Consider the following 18,748-nt stretch of genomic DNA (forward strand, 5'->3'; position numbering starts at 1 on the left):
AAATCTTTTAAAGAAATTTCTAAAATAGTGCTAAACAATCATTCCAGCTGCTACTGTCTCATTCGTTGCATCATCAACCAGAATAATGCTACCTGTACTTCTGTTCTTTCTGTAAGAGTCTACCATCAGTGGTCTTGTTGTCCTCAGTTTCACCTTGGCTATTTCATTCATTTTTAATTCGACTTGCTCTTCTTTTCTGTTTAAAGAATTAATGTCAATTTTATAAACTATCTCTTTAATCATGGCTTTTTGCTGGTTGGTAGTATGGAAAATACTGTATTTAGTGCGTGGCCTAGAGGGAGAATTGTTTAACCAGCATAACATTACCTCAATATCTTGAGAAGCTTCTGGTTTATTATTAGATCGAACCAGCATATCGCCCCTACTTATGTCTATGTCATCTTCTAGAGTGATTGAGACCGACATAGGAGCAAATGCTTCGTCTATTTGTTTATCATAAACATCAATTGTTTTAATCTTAGATGTGAAACCTGATGGCATAATGGTAATCTCATCTCCTTTTCTAAACACCCCACTTGAAACCCTACCTGCATAGCCTCTATAATCAATAAATCCTTCTCGTTGTGGACGTAAAACGGTTTGTACTGGAAAACGTGCATCAACCTTATTTATGTCACTACTTATATGCATGGTCTCTAACGTATGGAGCAATGATGCGCCTTTGTACCAAGGCATATTTTCGGATTGATTAACTACATTATCCCCTAATAAAGCGCTCATTGGAATGAATCTAACATCTTTGACTAATAGTTTTGAAGAAAACTCTTCAAATTGACTTAAAACATTGTTATAGGTCTCTTCTTTAAAATCAACTAGATCCATTTTATTGATACAGACTATAATATGCGGGATTTGTAATAAAGAGGCAATAAAAGCATGTCTTCGGGTTTGTTCTACAACACCATGTCGTGCATCTACCAATATAAGTGCAGCATTTGCAGTGGACGCACCTGTTACCATATTACGCGTATACTGGATATGGCCAGGCGTGTCTGCAATTATAAATTTACGCTTTGGTGTTGTAAAATATCTATATGCCACGTCTATTGTAATGCCTTGCTCTCGTTCATCTCTTAAACCGTCTGTAAATAGGGCCAAATCTACACCATCATGGCCTTTTCTTTTACTTGAACTCTCAATAGCCTCTAATTGGTCTTCAAATATTGATTTTGAATCGTAAAGTAAGCGCCCTATAAGCGTACTTTTTCCATCATCAACACTTCCTGCCGTTGTAAAACGTAATAGCTGATTATTATCTAACATTATTAGGTCGTTTATTTTTAAAAATTACAGAATTGTTACTTGTTTATTGGAAATTGATAAACCTTCAATGCCCTTTTTATCATTATTAAGCAAAACCCCTAAAACATAGTTGCCTTTCGGTATGTGCCTTATCCGGGTGTCTATTTCAAACCCTGAATTGTCTGCATTGTAATTTAATTTAAAAAAGTTGGTTACATCGGGCCGGCTTTTATTTTCGGATTCAATTATATAGCCTAAATTGTCTTTTAACAGTATAGCTTTAAGCTTGGTGTCTGTTGAATTAACGTTTTCAAGCATTGCCCATCCTTTTACTTTTAGTCGATAATTATCATCAAACTCAAACTTCTCAATTCTAAATCTCGCGTTGTTTTTTTTAGTTAAATTTGATAGTTGTTCTTGGTCAAATTCAACAGTTTCGTAGCTAGGTTCTGCATTTTCTTGATAAAAATATTTTAATTCTGCATTTAACGATTCATTCGATACTGTAATGGGTAAATACTGTTTTCTATCGATATCTCTGTTAACATATAATTGGGTGGTTGATGCGTCAAAAATTAAGCGATTATCAAATATTTTAAAGTAATCCAAAAACGTTGACCCTGGTATGGTGAAATAGTTGTCATGGTAACTAAGTTCCAAATTATTGAGCTCAAATACACGTTGCTCTTTATTAAACCCAAAATCTATTCTTAAGTTGGTGGGTTTTGTTCCTTTAGGAAACTTAAACGTAAGCAATTGAACTTCATTGCTTCCATTTATTTTTGTTCTTACGGTATTTTCCTCGTTAAAATTTTCGGTGTTGTCTTGGGTGTAATAAACTTTGAACTCATCGTTATGTAACACTTTTAGCCTGATTTTAACAGTAAAAACTTCTTCCAATTTTACGTCCGGGTTTAACCATACCCTATATTCGTTATTGGTAGATGGTGGTGTTTTTTTGCAAGAGACCAAACAAAACAATATAAAAACGGAGGTTAATCTAAACTTGTTCATAACTTATTCTCTAACTTTTCAATTGAAACACCATAAATAATTAAGTCTCTGTCTACCTTGTCATTAAAGTAATCATTGCCAAAAGTAAGTTGAATATTAATGGCCATACTACTTTGTAGTTCAAAATCAAAAAACGTTGGTATTATTTGTTTTGAACTGGTATAAAAGCCTCCTATTCTTTTTCCATTGATGGCAACATCAATATGGGCGTTTTCATTTTCAATTGGTGGGTTAGGCTTACTTTTTGTCTGTAAGACTAATCTGTAATTGCCTTGGTTTAAAAAAACATCCTTTGATGTAACTGTTTTATTGCTTTTAATTACCAACTCTAAATTGCTGTTGGTTAACTTGGGGTCAAAATCAACCAATGGCACGTTTATGGATTGCTTGCTGTTCTTGTAAATATAATATTTTGCCCAGCAATCCTTTAGTTCAATATCATCCACTAAATAAAAGTTGTCGTCTAAGTATTTTTGATTTTGAGCAGTAACTTCATAAGGGTTTAAATGCGCCCCTACTGCCCAAAAATTCTCCTTTTTTTCGGTTCCTGATTTTAAGTTATTTATGTAGTTATTGAGTGAACCTTGAATAACTTGGGTGTCATTAAAATAATACTCCATGTGCCATGCCATTCTGTAAACAATGAGACTATTATCAATGTTTCTTTTTTCTATCTCTGAAGTGAGTTCCCTAAACTGTGTTTTAGTTACCTTATAGTAGTAATCTCTAACCAAGAATAGGTTTACAAATGAAAATGTAACAAAAATGAGTCCTAATATTAGTGCATTGGTTTTAAACTTTATTGACGATATCCCCATCGATAAAATTAAAATTATTGCAGGTAATGCACTTGTAAAATACCGATTAAGCATCATGGGCACATTTGTGTATGACCTAATGTACGGCAAAACAAATGTTACAAACAACCAAATACTTAATATTACAAAACTGGTTGCATACGTATTGTTTAAGTTGATAATTTCCTTCTCTTTCGTATTAAAAACCTTTACCAGGTAAATAATTATAAGAAGCACGGCAATAATTACTAAAACCTCCGACTTGCCGAAGAAAACACTAAACAAATCGGCAAAAAAGGTTTGGGATGGTGGGGGTATCCAAAACGAATCTACATGCGATATTTTGAACAAAATGGGCATTGAAGGAATAAAGAGTAAAAGAATTACAATTCCAGATATACAGGAATTAATAAAAAACCCTTTCTTCCAATTAATAGCCTTTAAGTAGATTAAAATAATCAAAGCTTGTGAAACCAACACAAATAACCCAAAAAAATGTGTATTAATCATCAATGCCGCAAATACGGCATATAGCAGCCCTGATTTTATATGTTCTTTTTTTAAAAACCTTATTAGGTACAAAAACGACACTGTTGTAAATAATGACAATAATGCATAGGGTCTTGCCTCTTGAGAATAATAAATATGAAAATGGTTTATGGCCATCAATAGTGCGGCTATTAATCCCACTTTTTTTGATTTCATTTCCTTACCCAAAAAATACATTGCAAAAACTGTTAACACGCCTGCAATGGCAGAAATGGACCTTACCACTGCTATAGAGTCATCAATCAAAAAACTAAAAATTCTTGCCAAAAGGTAGTACAGATGGGGCATCAGTTCCCTTGTAAATAAAAGGTCGTAGAATTCTTTAAATGACAAAGATGGGTCTGTCTCTACCATAGTGTGCAATTCATCTAACCAAGGGCTTTGAAAACCAAGATTATAAAATCTTAGCATAGTTGCCAATAATAATATAAATGCTAAGGCAAATTTAGAGTCAAGAAGAAGTTTTTTTAGCTTATCAACCATGTTTTTCTCTATTAATAAAGTCTAAATAAAGTTTTTTGTTTGGAGGGCTTATTGTTCTTCTTGTACTTAACTGAAATAGTAAAATAATGAAAGTCACTGAAAAAAGCTGAACAACAATTGATAAAGCGATTAGAATTAAACTAGAGGCCCAACCTGGTATTGCATTATCCGTAAACAATCTGCTATATAAAACAAATGATATTAATGCTGAACATAAAAGAATAGATATAAATGAAAACTTTAAAACCCTAAAACACAATCTATCAAAATAAATTGAAATTGAGCTGAACCCATGAATAATGAGATTCATTGTGTTCATTTTAGATTTACCAGCATATCTGTTACCTCTTTCAGTCGGATAAGATGAAAATTTGATTCTAGATTCAACTATGCTGCCAGCATAATGATTCCAAATGTTGGGTAAAAGAGCTACATTCTTTATTAAAGAAAATGGAATCGCACTGAAATTACCATAATTGATTGCTTTTCCTGTAAGTAGCTTAAATATTAGTTTATAAAAATAATAGCCAATCTTAAACCTAATGCCTTCACTCCTTTTCACCCTTTTTGCAAAAACTATTTCATTATTTGCTTTTTGCACCATTGACATTATGTCTGAAGGCTTATCCTCTCCATCTCCGTCTAAAACAACAACATGGCCAGAAATGCCTTTTATTTTTAGCTCTTTTACTATTTCATTTGAAATATACTGCAAGCCAACCGCAATTGCTCTCTGATGGCCTATATTTAGTTTTAGATTAATTACTTCTACATCAATATTTTTTTCAAGAATTTCCTTTGTCATGGGCTCTGTAGACCCATCATTAATTACAATTGCTCTAAACTTATACTCATTATTGAGAGCTGCTTGCTTTTCGATGTCAGATAAAAGTATTGATAAACTTTCCCAATCATTAAAAACAGGTGTTAAACAGATAACTTCATTAGGTTTCATATTTTTGATTTTTGAGGTTTTTTGTTAAAAATACCCAAGTCGTTTTCTGTCTTCCATAGAAGTTTCAGAACGTTTGTCATCACTTCTATTACCGCGTTCCGTTTGTCTCATCGCCGATACTTCTTGTGCAATTTTTTCAACCGTATCAGCATCAGATTCTATTCCTCCTGTTATTGTTATATCACCTAAAGTTCTAAACCGTATTTTTTTTGTTACAATTTCCTCGTGGTCCTCAAGCACTAAAAACTCTGAATTTGGAATCCAAGAACTTTGTCGCCAAACCACTTCTCTCTCGTGGGCAAAGTATAACGAAGGTATTATAATATTTTCTCTTTTGATATAATTCCAAACATCCATTTCAGTCCAATTACTGATTGGAAAAGCTCTAAAATGTTCCCCTTCAAAACACTTTCCGTTAAAGATGTTCCAAAGCTCTGGGCGTTGGTTTTTTGGGTCCCATTGCCCAAAATCATCTCTATGCGAAAAAAAACGTTCTTTGGCTCTGGCCTTTTCTTCGTCACGCCTTCCTCCTCCAATGGCACAATCTACTTTATTAGTCTCAATGGCATCCAAAAGTGTTGTAATTTGAAGTGCATTTCGCGTTGCGTTTTTGCCTTTTTCTTCTGCCACACGTCCTTGATTAATAGATTCTTGTACTGAACCAACAATTAAATTAACCCCTAAATCATTAATCAAATCATCTCGAAATTTTATGGTTTCAGGAAAATTGTGTCCAGTATCAACATGCATTAAAGAAAATGGAATTTTAGACGGATAGAAGGCTTTCCTAGCCAAATGAGTGACTACTATAGAATCTTTTCCTCCTGAAAAAAGTATTACTGGGTTTTGGAACTGTGCCCAAACTTCTCTTAAAACGTAAATGGCCTCAGATTCCAATTCATCTAAATAATTTAAATAATATTTACCCATGTTCCTTAAGTTCTAGTTTATCTTTTATAACTTTAAATATCATTTCAATTGATTCTTCCACAGTGTTTAAATGAGATACTTCTACGTCTGGTTTTTTAGGCTTTTCATATGGTGCTGAGATTCCAGTCATATTTTTAATTTCTCCTGCCCTCGCTTTTTTGTACAAACCCTTTACGTCGCGTTTTTCACATACTTCTAGACTTGTATTTACAAATACTTCAACAAAGTTATCAGAATTGACAGTTTCTTTGATGAATTTCCTGTCTTTTTCATAAGGAGCCACAAAAGCTGCCAAAACAACAATTCCAGCGTCGATAAAAAGTTTCGATATTTCGCCTATTCTCCTATTATTTTCTGAACGATCGTCTGGAGAAAAACCTAAATTTTTGTTAATACCACGCCTTACATTATCACCATCCAATACATAGGTATGTATTCTGTTTTTATTTAGTCTTTCTTCAAGGGCATTTGCCAAAGTAGATTTGCCTGAACCTGATAAACCAGTAAAAAAAACCAAAAAAGAGTTATGTCCGTTTAGTTTTTGCCTTTCAAATCTATTGATTTTGTATTCGTGGTCTGTGATGTTTTTTTCCATCTTTTTAATCTTCTTCTTTTTTCTAATCCAAAGTCTATTTTATACCAAACACGCTCGTGAATGTAGTACAAGACCATTTTTGTTATTACTTCGGCAACACCTATGCTTAATCCTGTTAAGGGATTTCCAGAGATCACCCATGCTAGTAGCATTGTGTCCACAGTTGCAACAATCCTCCATGTTAGTGTTTTAAATAAGTGCCTTTTTTTACTTTTTTCTATTTTTATTCTAAACCAAAATTGCTCATGAAAATAATACAGCGCCAATTTTGTTAAAACTTCAAAAGCGCCAATTTTTAATCCTGTTAAAGGGTTTCCAGTAATTGCCCATGACAACAATACCGTGTCTATGGTACCAACTAAACGCCAAGTAAAAGCTTTTGCTATATGTCTTTTGTAAAGGTTTTTTGGCATTTATTTGACTACCAGGAAATAGTTGTTTAAAAGGTTTTCTCTGTTATATTCCATAGGCTTTTGTGTTGTTTGATCTAAAACTTTTAACCCAACCGCTTCACAAATAGCTTGACCCGCAGCTGTGTCCCATTCCATTGTAGGGGCAAATCTTGGATATACATCAGCTTTTCCCTCTGCCACCAAACAGAACTTTAATGAACTTCCTTTTGAAACTATTTCAATACTTTTGTGTTTTTCTTTTAAGCTTTCCACAAATCTAATAGTATCCTCATTCATGTGCGATCTGCTTCCAACCACTTTTATATCTGAATTTATATCTGAATTTGGTGTGATTAAATCTTCTTCTCTAAATAATAAATCACTTAAATTATTGCTTACTTCGGGCATAATGGTTTTGAAAGCCTTGGTTTTATTTGTATTGGTGTAATATAGTTCTCTTGTGGCAGGAACATAAATAATGCCTAATTTTGTTTTTCCGCTTTTTACCAAAGCTATATTTACGGTAAATTCCCCATTTTTCTTTATGAACTCTTTAGTTCCGTCAATTGGGTCAACTATCCAACAATAATCCCAGTTTTTTCTGTCGGTATATGGAATTTGCTTATTTTCTTCACTGATTATTGGAATATTGGTTAATTTGAGGTGCTTTATTATTATTTTATTTGATACAAGATCAGCATCTGTTAAAGGAGATCTGTCATCTTTAAAGGCTATATCAAAATCTTTATTGTATATTTTTAGGATTTCCTTTCCTGCTAGCACTGCAGCAGTTGTTGCTGTATTTAGGTATTCAATCATTTTCATTGTACCATTTGTACATTTTAATTATTCCTTCTTGCAAATTTATTTTATGTTTCCAACCCAAATCATGCAATTTTGAAACATCCGTTAGCTTTCTCATGGTACCATCAGGTTTATCTGCGTTAAAAACCAACTTGCCTTTAAATCCTACGATACTCTTTATAGTTTCCGCTAATTCTCTAATGGACACATCCTCTCCTGTGCCAATGTTAATATGTGTATTTCTTATCTCCTTCTCCTCTTCTTTAAAGATGTCCTTAAAATTTCTGTTCTCCATCAGAAAAACGCAAGCATCGGCCATATCTTCACTCCATAAAAACTCTCGTTTTGGTTTTCCAGAACCCCAAATTTCCACGCTGTTTTCAGAAACCCCAAATTTATTCAAATAGCTTTTAGCTTCTTCTAGTGATTTTATCCCTAAATCCTTTAAAACCTCATCGTATCTACCTTCTGATAATTCTTTGGCAAGATGCATTTTTCTGATTAAAGCCGGAAGAACATGAGATTTTTCTAAATCGAAATTGTCATTAGGCCCATACAAGTTGGTAGGCATTACCGAAATAAAATTGGTACCATACTGCAAATTGTAACTTTCGCACATCTTGATTCCCGCTATTTTTGCGATAGCATAAGGTTCGTTTGTATATTCCAAAGTATCTGTTAACAGATACTCTTCTTTCATTGGTTGGAGACTATTTTTAGGATATATGCATGTACTTCCCAAAAACATCAGCTTATTTACATTTTGAAGATAGCTTTGATGAATAACGTTATTCTGAATCATCAAATTCTCGTAAATGAAATCGCCTCTATATGTGTTGTTTGCAATGATACCGCCAACTTTTGCGGCCGCCAAAAAAACATATTCTGGTTTTTCTTGTTTGAAAAAAGATGAAACTGCAGATTGATTGGTTAAATCCAATTCGTGGTGTGTCCGTACAACTAGATTTTGATAGCCTTTCTTTTGAAGATTTTTTAGAATAGCACTTCCAACCAAACCTCGATGCCCTGCTACATAGATTTTAGCGTTTTTTTCCATGAAAATTATTCAAAATAATTCATGATTTTATAACCTCCTTCTTTAAGGTACTGCTCCTTTTTCATTAAGGTTACGTCGCTTTGCATCATATCTTTTACCAATGCCTTCAAATCGTATTCTGGCACCCAACCTAATTTTTCTTTGGCCTTTGTGGCATCGCCAATAAGCAAATCAACCTCTGTTGGTCTAAAATATTTAGGGTCTACGCTTAAAACTTCCCTTCCAATTGGTAATTGGTATTCTGGTTTATTACATGCTTTTACATAAGCCTTCTCATCAACGCCATTTCCTTTAAACTCCAATTCAATTCCAACTTCACCAAAACTCATACGCACAAAATCTCGCACCCTTGTGGTTTTCCCTGTTGCAATAACCCAATCTTCAGCTTCATCGGCCTGAAGTATCATCCACATCATACGAACATAATCTTTGGCATGTCCCCAGTCACGTTGAGCATCTAAATTCCCCAAATAAAATTTGTCCTGTAGACCCAATGCTATTCTAGCGGTTGCCCTAGTGATTTTTCGAGTAACAAACGTTTCACCTCTAATAGGTGATTCATGATTGAACAAAATACCATTACAAGCATAGATGCCATAAGCTTCTCGGTAATTTACCGTTATCCAATAAGCATACATTTTCGCTACTGCATATGGGCTTCTTGGGTAAAATGGAGTTGTTTCGGTTTGTGGCACTGCCTGTACCTTACCATATAATTCTGAGGTTGAAGCTTGATAGATCCGCGTTTTCTTTTCCATTCCCAACAACCGGATTGCTTCCAAAATTCTCAAGGTGCCAAGAGCATCGGCATTAGCTGTATATTCAGGCATTTCAAAAGACACATGAACATGGCTCATAGCGGCCAAATTATATATCTCATCTGGTTGAACCTCTTGAATAATTCTAGTTAAATTTGTACTATCAGTCAAATCTCCATAGTGAAGGAAAAAATCTCTATGCTCTATATGTGGGTCTTGATATAGATGGTCTATCCTATCTGTGTTGAACAATGATGAACGCCTTTTAATGCCATGAACCTCATACCCTTTCTTTAATAGGAATTCACTCAAATAAGCTCCATCTTGTCCTGTTACCCCAGTAATTAAAGCTACCTTTTTTTTCATTTGAAGTTTGTTTGTTTCTATTCTTTAGTTGTTCTTAAAACCGAATATTTTGGTCGCTTTGCAAAAGTAACATAATTGCTAGTTTTAACAAGGTTAGTGGTTTGAATTAAATTATTTTCTGACATAATTTCCTTAGCAAAATCATACCAAGTCATTACTTTTTCGTCTGAAAAATGCTTTAATCCGTAATTATTATTTTTACTGACTATTAAGCCTATAATGTATTTTGCTAAAGTTTCTGTGTTTGTAGGGCACCCTTTCTGATCGGTTGTAATGGCCAACTCATCTTTTGTTTTTGCAAGATTTACAATTGTTTTATAAAAGTTCTTTCCATATTTTTTACTGTAGAGCCATGAAGTTCTAATGATAAAATACTTCTTGAGTATATCCTGAATAAGGGATTCTCCCAATAATTTTGACTTGCCATATTCATTTATTGGGTTAGTTAAATCTTCTGGAGTATATGGGGTGGTTTTTTCTCCATCAAACACATAATCTGTTGAAACATGTATGAGGGTTACATTATTCTTTTTACAAGATTTGGCAATACTTTTAACCGCATGGGCGTTTATTTTAAACGCCATTTCTGGTGTTTTCTCTGCCTGTTCAACATTAGTATAAGCCGCACAATTAATACAATAATCAAACTTGTTTTTTGTAAAAAAAACTTCAACTTTTAATTGATCGGTAATGTCCAAATCCGATTTTGAAGCAAAAGTAAAATCAATGTTGGAATTGTTTTTTGCAAACAACTCTTCAATGGTTTTTCCTAACTGCCCACTGGCTCCAGTAACTAAAACCTTCAAACCCATATTAATTTAAATTATTCTCTTAATGCAGGAAGACCTTTGTCTTTTTCTGAAATAATAAGTCTTTCTTCCGGAATACCCCAATCGATATTTAAAGCAACATCATTGTATATGATTCCAGATTCCGAAGATTTGTTGTAGAAATTATCGCATTTGTAAGAAAAAATAGTATTGTCTTCAAGAACCACAAAGCCATGTGCAAAACCCCTTGGAATATATAATTGTTGGTGTTTTTTATCGTCAAGTATTAATGAAAAATACTTTCCATAGGTAGCAGAATCCTCTCTAACATCAACACAAACATCTAAAACACTACCCTTTACAACTCGAACCAATTTTGCTTGAGCAAATTCACCTGTTTGAAAATGTAGACCTCTTAAAACGCCCAAATTTGATTTTGATTGATTGTCTTGGACAAAATTCGGGTCTATCCCTGTTTCCTTTTTAAAAATGTTTTTATTAAAGGTCTCAAAAAAATAACCTCTTTCATCATTAAACACTTTTGGCGTTATTACAAAGCAGTCTTTTAGGTATGTTTCTTCAATCGTCATTTTACTGTATAAGTTGCTTAAGGTATTTTCCATAGCCACTTTTTAGCAATGGCTCTGCCAATGCATTAAGTTGCGATTTATTAATATAGCCCATTTTATAGGCTATTTCCTCAATGCTTCCAATTTTAAGCCCTTGGCGCTCTTCAATAACTTCAACAAATTGAGAAGCCTGCATCAACGAGGTAAATGTTCCTGTATCTAACCATGCTGTTCCTTTATCTAAAATTTGTACATTAAGTCTTCCTTGTTTTAGATATGTTTTGTTCACATCAGTTATTTCCAACTCTCCTCTTTTACTGGGGCTAATGCTTTTGGCTATTTCAACAACTGAATTATCATAAAAATAAATTCCGGGAACAGCAAAACTGGATTTTGGTTTTTGAGGTTTTTCTTCTATTGAAATTGCCCTATTATTTTCATCAAACTCAACAACCCCATAACGCTGTGGGTCTTGAACATGGTAAGCAAAAATAACACCCCCCGATGGATCAACATTATCTTGTAAAATTTTATCCAGCCCGGAGCCATAAAAAATATTGTCCCCTAAAATAAGTGCAACGCTATCATCCTTAATAAATTTTTCACCGATGATAAAAGCTTCTGCCAATCCATTTGGTTGTTCTTGTACTGCATACTCAAAACGACAACCATAATCGGAACCATCACCCAACAATTGTTTGAAATTTTCCAAATCGTTCGGTGTGGTTATTATTAATACCTCCTGAATACCCGCAGACAGTAATGTTGACAGCGGATAATAAATCATTGGTTTGTCATAAACTGGCATAAGCTGTTTGCTCACCACCTTGGTAAGTGGATATAACCTTGTTCCTGAACCTCCAGCCAATATTATACCTTTCATCTATTGTATTTTTTTAAGTACCAAGCAATGGTTTTTTTTATGCCTGTTTCAAAATTTTCTTGAGCAAGCCACCCTAATTCCCTTTCAATTTTTGAGGCATCTATAGCATACCTAAAATCATGCCCAGGTCTATCCTTTACAAATGTAATTTGCTGGTTGTACCTGCTACTTTTGGGCACTAATTCGTCTAGGATTCCGCAGATAATATTGGCAATGTATAAGTTATTCCGTTCGTTATTACCGCCAATATTATAGGTTTCCCCAGCCTTACCTTTTATAAAAGTCAACTCTATTCCTCTACAGTGGTCTTCAACATACAGCCAATCCCTTATGTTCTTACCATCACCATAAATTGGTATTTCTTCATTATTTAAAGCCTTTCTAATAATAGTTGGTATTAATTTTTCATCGTGTTGTTTTGGACCATAATTGTTTGAACAATTGGTTGTTACAACGTTCATTCCGTAAGTATGGTAATAACTTCTAACTATAAAATCTGACGATGCCTTAGAGGCGCTGTATGGGCTATTTGGTGCATAAGGGGTTTGTTCTGTAAACAAGCCTTCATCACCTAAAGTTCCATAGACCTCATCTGTTGAAATGTGTAAAAATCGTGACTCAGCATAGCCTTTCTTTATTTGGTTTGGGGCATCCATCCAATGATTCTTGGAAACGTCAAGTAAGTTGAATGTTCCAAAAACATTTGTGTTTATGAAGGCGCTTGGTGCACTTATTGAATTATCAACATGAGATTCAGCAGCGAAATGTATAACGCCTTTAAAATCATATCTATTGAACAATTCTTCAATTAAGCTTCTGTTGCAAATATCTCCATGAACGAAAGTATAATTGGGATTTCTATTTACCTCTACTAAATTTAAAGGGTCTCCTGCATACGTTAGAGAATCTAAATTGACTATTTCATGCATTGGATTCTTTGTCAAAAAATATTCGATAAAATTAGACCCTATAAAACCTGCCCCTCCCGTTATTAAAATTGTCATTTATATGGCGGTTTATTATTTATCTTGATTTTCTAAAAATTTACCCAATCCGATGAATGAGAATACAAGAAGCGTAATTGTAAATAAAGCAACGGGCAACAAAAATTTCTTTTTTTCATACCATTCGCTGATATCATATCCCGATTCTGGGAAGTTTGCAAGTACGTTAACTATATATTTTTTTACCGCTAATGTACTATCTATCAATCGCCGTTGATTTTCATAATATAGCCGTTGATTAACTATTTTGGCTTCGTCTACAATTAAGCTGCCACCAGCTGATTGTGCATCACCCAAATATACATTTGTGCCAGAATTGGGAATTTGTTCCTTTTGTGATTCGTTAATTCTAATTTTTAAATATTCTTCAACCAATGAATCTGTTTTCTGCACTTGTTTTTGGAGAACGTTGTCTTTTTTTTCTAGAATCTTTTTGTTAGCCTCTAAAAGCTCATTCAAATACTTATTGCCTGAAATTTGATGAATAAAAGATTCCTCAATTTTTTTGTATATGTTTTTGTCCGTAGAGGCAACTCCCACTCTATGAATACTGTAATTGTAAGGTGTTAGAGATTCCCTGTACCTATCGTAGGTCATCTCTAATCTTGATACAGAGTCTAAGCGTTGGTAGAAATCAGAATACATTTCAGCAATATTATTCTCATCCAAATCAGGTTCTATATAAAAGCCTTTTAAATTAGAGGCTAAATCTGAAGAAATATTAAGTTTTAGAGCCAATTCTGACGTATCCTTATCAACATAGGCCAATTGATGGAATTGTTTGATGTTTTCATAGACTTGACGCGCAGAGTTGTAATTAGTCTGGATATACATGTTGGCACCATACATCTTCTTGGAATAGGAGTCTATAATAAAACCCAATATCAAGCCAATAATAATTACCCCTGCATACCAAATTAATCGTTTGTAAATATGCACCAGCAATAATATAACAACTTTATATATGCCTTTAAAAATACTTGAGATGAAATTAATAAGTCGGTCAAATGCCTTGCCTATTTGTTTGAATAGCTGCCCTAAATCGACTTCTTCTGATTGCTGTGGTTGCGGCGAATCTTTACTCATGGTGATTGATTAATTTAATATTTGTTCTAATATTGTTCTTGTTATTAAATATGTTGGTTTTACTCCTGAAGTTCCCAATCCTCCTGAAGCCAAAGTTGCTCCGGTTTCTAAAGGGTTATCACTGGCGTAATAGGCATATCTCACCTTTACATCGGCTCTTATGTTTCCACGAACTTTTGAGGCGGCTTGGATTGCCTTTTGGTAATGTGCCCCTTCCATCTCCAAACCTATAACTTGCCAAGTAGAATTATGGAAAAACTTCAAAATATCTTTGTTTTGAAGTGATGTTCCTAAAACGGTAATCATTGCGCCTTCGTAAACGTCCACACCTTGATTTTCCAAATGAGCTTTCTTCAGCTCATTCTCAAAAGGGTAATTATCTGCCGTGCCCTCAAAAATATGGGCAGAAGGTATCATGATGTCTCCCTTCCCTCCTTCTAAAATACCTGCTTTGCCCATTATGGAAATGGACTCCACATTCAAATGAACATTCTTGCCTTTTAGTTTGTAAGGCTTTAAAAGTTCATCAATCGTTTCATAGGCCTGCTCGCCAAAAGCATAATCCATAACCAAAATAACAGGATTTTCTTGTTCCTCAACAGCTGGTTTAAATTTAATATCCATTTTTGAAGCATCAAATTTTGATGTATCAAAAACCTGTACATCAATATTAGCACCTGAAGCGTCTTTAAGATATGCCATGCCTTTGAGCAACGCTTCTTTGGTCACTTTATTGCGCATAACTTCATTTTCCTTTTTGCTAAGGGCTTCATACATTTCAAAAAGGCCTTTCTGAGGTCCCTTTTTTGACTTCAAAACATTATGGGCAAAAAGCGTATTCATAACGCTATGCATGTTGGCACTTATGATATGAATTGGCCTTTCTAACAAATTATGCTTATATAGATACTCTTTAATGTTATCTGCCCAAATCTCGCCATGTATATGATGCCCAATACGTTCTCTCAGCACAGGGCTGAAAGTGATGGTTCTTTTATTAAAATTAACCTGTTCTTCTAAAGCTAATTTGCCCAGCCAATATATAATATGCAAAAATCGCTCAGGTTGCCCGGGCGTTGCAAACTGGCTATAAATATTCGTTATTTCCTTAAATGTTCTGCCTAAAATGGTAGCTGCATGTGTAATGGCTATTTCTCGTTCTTCTTGTGACAAGTCGTTGTTGTCAACCACTACTTTTTCAAGTTTTACCCAATCTCTAGTAGTAGTACCTTCGTCATCAATAAGCACTCTGGAACTTATTTTATGCGATTCAACAAAAAGAAAAGTAAGATGGGTTAAAATATCATAAATATCTGATCGCCCGCGAGTAATTTCAATGTTCATTTGCTCGGCATCGATTCTGTAACAGTGCCTACGTCGCTTTTCTGGAATTATGGGCTTAAAATGAGAACTCCCGTAGCCTTCATCACTTGTTAAGTTAATAAATGTACACTGCTCAATTCCTGTAGGCAACCTATCAATAACATAAAGCAACCCTTCCAGTTCGGCTTTTTCCTCGGCAATAGAACCATAAATTTCAGGACGTAGGGTAAGCAAGGCTTCACGAAGGGTTTCTCCCGAAATGCCCATCGGTTTATAAAATCCTCTGTTGAACAAATGACGCATGGTAATGTACATACGCTCAATGGCATTTGAGCTCTCTTGAGCGCGCGTTCTTGCGTGATGTTTTTTATTACTCATGTATCCTTAAATTCGCGCCAAAGATACTATTATTTGTGCGATTTCACACTCGAAAATGAATCAACAATTTTTCTGTCGTTTGCCAACCTAGGGATTTTATTTTGACCACCTAGTTTCCCAACCGATTTCATGTATTCCTGAAAGCCTCCTTTTTTAACTTTAGTAATCTTAAGCTGTTGAAGAACCTTTCCCTCTATTAAATCGAAATAATACGTGTTTTGTTTTTGAAGGGATTCATCTAGTTTCCTCGCCAAATCTGTAAGGTTTTCGGGTTCGTTTTCAAATTCAATAAACCACTCATGGTATGGCAAACCTTGTTCTGGATTGATTTGTGGTGCTACGGTAAACTCTGTAACCCTAACGTCCGTATTTGCAATGGATTCTTGCATCGCTTGTTCTACCTCTTTCCCTATAACATGTTCGCCAAATGCAGAAATAAAGTGCTTGATCCTACCTGACACGATTACGCGATACGGATTTGTGGATGTAAACTGCACTGTATCACCAATATTATAGGCCCACAATCCAGCATTTGTAGAAATAATCATTACATAGTTTACACCAAGCTCAATGTCTTTAATGGTGATTCGTTTCGGGTTATCATTAAAAAAGTCTTCAGCTTTAATAAACTCATAAAAAATACCCGAATTAAGCTGGAGCAACATACCCTTTTCACCCTGTTTATCTTGAAACGCGAAAAAGCCTTCACTCGCAGGATATAGTTCTATACTGTCTACTTTTCGACCAATTAAATTTTCAAACTTTGCCCGATAGGGTTCATAATTTACGCCTCCAAAAATGAAGAGGTTGAAATTTTTGAAAATATCGCCAATCTTTTTACCGGTTTTTTGCTGAAGCTTTTCAAAATACATTTGAACCCACGATGGAATACCAGCAATAACGGTCATGTTTTCGTTGACCGTTTCCTCAACTATAGCATTGACTTTTGTTTCCCAATCTTCAATGCAATTGGTTTTCCATGAAGGCATTCTGTTTTTTTGAAGATATTTAGGTACGTAATGGGCTGAAATCCCTGATAATCGTCCAATATTAATGCCGTTTTTCTGCTTTAAAACTGGGCTTCCTTGTAAAAAAATCATTTTGCCATCAACAAACTTAACGTTACCTGTTTCGTGGATGTACAATAAAATGGCATTACGTGAAGCTGCTACTTGGGCTTCAATTGAAGGTTTGGTTATGGGTATGTACTTCACCCCAGATGTTGTTCCTGAAGTTTTAGCAAAATAAAGGGGTTTGCCTTTCCAAAGTATATTTTCTTCTCCTGCAATAATACGTTCAACATATGGTTTTAAAGCTTCATAATCCCTTATGGACACGCGTTTTATAAAATCGGCATGGTTATTTATGCTAATAAAATCATGATCCTTTCCAAAGACTGTTCCTGCCCCTTGGGAAATTAAATCTTGAAAAACTTTTTCCTGAGTTTCAATTGGTTTTTTTGCCCATTTTTGAATACTCCTGAAAACTTGCTTTGCAAAAGGTTTTGCTATCGCGGATTTTAATGATATCATTTAGTTAAAATCAATAAAGTTAGTTGGATTTATTGGGTAACCGTCATTCCAAAGTTCAAAATGCAAATGTGGCCCGGTTGATAATTCACCTGAATTCCCAGCTGTGGCAATCACCTCGCCCGCTTTAACCAAATCACCTTGCTCTTTGTTTACTCCCGTGTTGTGTTTGTAAACCGAAATTAAGCCATAACTATGTTCTACAATTACAACATAACCTGTAGTGGCTGTCCATTCCGCAAAAATAACAATGCCATCAGCGGTCGCCTTAACGGGGGTGTCTTTTGCAACCACAATGTCAACCGCATAGTGTTTTTCCTTGGCATTATAAGTTTCGCTGATAGTTCCACTCACAGGAGGAAATAACACAAAGTTTGTGGCCGATGTTGCAGATTCAAAAAGGTTGTATTTATCCTCTTTATCAACTTTTTGCCTTAAAAGCGAATCTTCGGCGCTAGGTTTAAAATCTACTTCACTCGCTTCCAACTTCACCGCCTGAACTATAGAATCTTTATTAAAATCAGCAGTACTTAAGTCGCCAGACAAAACCTTTTTGATGGATTCGTAATAGCGATCGTTCATAACCAATGCCTGTTGTAAAGAATCTGTTTTATAGCTCAACTCCGTGGCCTTCTTTTTTAATGCAGTGGAAGAATACCCCGGAATATATTCCCGAAGCGGCGTATAAGCAATGAGTAAATAAGTCAGGGAGATTAAAAAAATAGCCAATAAAGACCCCATTACAAAAACATTTAACCTGGTTAACTTGAAGGATAATCGCTCTTCGAAAGTGTTTTCATTGAGAATAACCAATCGATACTTATCGAGAAGTTTTCTTTTTATTTTTTTTGGTTTTTGCTTTTTCTTACTCATACTGAACAAAAATAATAGAATTTATCCAATACATTATCCCAAAATTAAAGTAAGGGTTTTGTTTTGCCGTTTTAGATTATGCTAAAGTTATGTTGAAAACGATATTATTGAACTTTAATTACTAACTTTGCTCTATAAATTTAAGATTATGAGCTTATATATGTTACCATTAGCAATAGGGCCTTGGCAAATAGCATTAATTGTTGTGGTTGTTTTATTGTTGTTTGGAGGTAAAAAAATACCAGAATTAATGCGCGGACTAGGTAGTGGCATTAAGGAATTTAAGGATGCCAGTAAAGAAGAAGATTCTAAAAGTGATACAAAAGAATAAAACTACTTTGTAGCTTAATGATTGAAAAAGGCCAATACA

Annotated in this window: 19 protein-coding genes; 1 reads left to right on the top strand and 18 read right to left on the bottom strand. The window is 34.5% G+C overall.

What is annotated here, in order from left to right; translation table 11 throughout:
• Nucleotides 1-30: 30 nt before the first annotated feature.
• The 18 genes from cysN to WJN01_RS03530 are packed head-to-tail and all read right to left on the bottom strand — an operon-like array spanning nt 31 to nt 18,378.
• On the bottom strand, nt 31-1,284 hold the full coding sequence (gene cysN / locus WJN01_RS03445) for a sulfate adenylyltransferase subunit CysN (protein WP_445195762.1): 1,254 nt from the start codon (nt 1,282-1,284) through the stop codon (nt 31-33).
• Between the two features lie 24 nt (nt 1,285-1,308).
• Nucleotides 1,309-2,277, bottom strand: coding sequence for a hypothetical protein (locus tag WJN01_RS03450; protein WP_445195763.1), 969 nt, complete (start codon nt 2,275-2,277; stop codon nt 1,309-1,311).
• Entirely contained in the window at nt 2,274-4,106 is a 1,833-nt protein-coding gene (locus WJN01_RS03455; RefSeq protein WP_445195764.1) for a glycosyltransferase family 39 protein, read from the bottom strand. The genes WJN01_RS03450 and WJN01_RS03455 overlap by 4 nt, the downstream gene beginning before the upstream one ends.
• Nucleotides 4,099-5,061 (bottom strand): glycosyltransferase, encoded by a 963-nt coding sequence (locus WJN01_RS03460; protein WP_445195765.1) that lies wholly within the window; start codon nt 5,059-5,061, stop codon nt 4,099-4,101. The genes WJN01_RS03455 and WJN01_RS03460 overlap by 8 nt, the downstream gene beginning before the upstream one ends.
• A gap of 24 nt (nt 5,062-5,085) precedes the next feature.
• On the bottom strand, nt 5,086-5,991 hold the full coding sequence (gene cysD, locus WJN01_RS03465) for a sulfate adenylyltransferase subunit CysD (RefSeq protein WP_445195766.1): 906 nt from the start codon (nt 5,989-5,991) through the stop codon (nt 5,086-5,088).
• Nucleotides 5,984-6,586 carry an adenylyl-sulfate kinase gene (gene cysC / locus WJN01_RS03470; protein ID WP_445195767.1) on the bottom strand — a complete coding sequence of 201 codons (603 nt, stop codon included), beginning with the start codon at nt 6,584-6,586 and terminating at the stop codon, nt 5,984-5,986. The genes cysD and cysC overlap by 8 nt, the downstream gene beginning before the upstream one ends.
• The gene (locus WJN01_RS03475) at nt 6,526-6,999 is read right to left on the bottom strand and encodes a DUF2061 domain-containing protein (RefSeq protein WP_445195768.1); all 474 of its coding nucleotides are present in this window, start codon (nt 6,997-6,999) and stop codon (nt 6,526-6,528) included. The genes cysC and WJN01_RS03475 overlap by 61 nt, the downstream gene beginning before the upstream one ends.
• Complete coding sequence (gene cysQ, locus WJN01_RS03480) at nt 7,000-7,797, bottom strand: 3'(2'),5'-bisphosphate nucleotidase CysQ (protein WP_445195769.1); 798 nt, start codon at nt 7,795-7,797, stop codon at nt 7,000-7,002. It abuts the gene before it with no gap.
• Nucleotides 7,790-8,839: a GDP-L-fucose synthase family protein gene (locus tag WJN01_RS03485; protein ID WP_445195770.1), complete on the bottom strand. Its 1,050-nt coding sequence runs from the start codon at nt 8,837-8,839 to the stop codon at nt 7,790-7,792. Before WJN01_RS03485 ends, cysQ begins: the two co-directional genes overlap by 8 nt.
• A gap of 5 nt (nt 8,840-8,844) precedes the next feature.
• A complete protein-coding gene (gmd, locus tag WJN01_RS03490) occupies nt 8,845-9,963 on the bottom strand; it encodes a GDP-mannose 4,6-dehydratase (RefSeq protein WP_445195771.1) in 1,119 nt (372 codons plus the stop codon).
• A gap of 17 nt (nt 9,964-9,980) precedes the next feature.
• Complete coding sequence (gene rfbD / locus WJN01_RS03495) at nt 9,981-10,769, bottom strand: dTDP-4-dehydrorhamnose reductase (RefSeq protein ID WP_445195772.1); 789 nt, start codon at nt 10,767-10,769, stop codon at nt 9,981-9,983.
• Between the two features lie 17 nt (nt 10,770-10,786).
• Nucleotides 10,787-11,323: a dTDP-4-dehydrorhamnose 3,5-epimerase gene (gene rfbC / locus WJN01_RS03500; RefSeq protein ID WP_445196291.1), complete on the bottom strand. Its 537-nt coding sequence runs from the start codon at nt 11,321-11,323 to the stop codon at nt 10,787-10,789.
• Nucleotide 11,324: 1 nt separating this feature from the next.
• Nucleotides 11,325-12,185 carry a glucose-1-phosphate thymidylyltransferase RfbA gene (gene rfbA / locus WJN01_RS03505; RefSeq protein ID WP_445195773.1) on the bottom strand — a complete coding sequence of 287 codons (861 nt, stop codon included), beginning with the start codon at nt 12,183-12,185 and terminating at the stop codon, nt 11,325-11,327.
• Nucleotides 12,182-13,189: a dTDP-glucose 4,6-dehydratase gene (gene rfbB / locus WJN01_RS03510; RefSeq protein WP_445195774.1), complete on the bottom strand. Its 1,008-nt coding sequence runs from the start codon at nt 13,187-13,189 to the stop codon at nt 12,182-12,184. The genes rfbA and rfbB overlap by 4 nt, the downstream gene beginning before the upstream one ends.
• Nucleotides 13,190-13,204: 15 nt before the next feature.
• Nucleotides 13,205-14,275 (bottom strand): hypothetical protein, encoded by a 1,071-nt coding sequence (locus WJN01_RS03515; RefSeq protein ID WP_445195775.1) that lies wholly within the window; start codon nt 14,273-14,275, stop codon nt 13,205-13,207.
• Between the two features lie 9 nt (nt 14,276-14,284).
• On the bottom strand, nt 14,285-15,976 hold the full coding sequence (locus WJN01_RS03520) for a DUF6909 family protein (protein WP_445195776.1): 1,692 nt from the start codon (nt 15,974-15,976) through the stop codon (nt 14,285-14,287).
• Nucleotides 15,977-16,005: 29 nt separating this feature from the next.
• A complete protein-coding gene (locus WJN01_RS03525) occupies nt 16,006-17,508 on the bottom strand; it encodes a GH3 auxin-responsive promoter family protein (protein WP_445195777.1) in 1,503 nt (500 codons plus the stop codon).
• Nucleotides 17,509-18,378, bottom strand: a complete 870-nt coding sequence (locus tag WJN01_RS03530; RefSeq protein ID WP_445195778.1) for a M23 family metallopeptidase — start codon at nt 18,376-18,378, stop codon at nt 17,509-17,511.
• Nucleotides 18,379-18,526: 148 nt separating this feature from the next.
• On the opposite strand from WJN01_RS03530, the gene tatA reads away from it, so the two are divergent.
• On the top strand, nt 18,527-18,709 hold the full coding sequence (gene tatA, locus WJN01_RS03535; protein WP_445195779.1) for a twin-arginine translocase TatA/TatE family subunit: 183 nt from the start codon (nt 18,527-18,529) through the stop codon (nt 18,707-18,709).
• Nucleotides 18,710-18,748: the final 39 nt, after the last annotated feature.

It is taken from the genome of Tamlana sedimenti (assembly GCF_038148895.1).
Lineage (GTDB): Bacteria > Bacteroidota > Bacteroidia > Flavobacteriales > Flavobacteriaceae > Tamlana.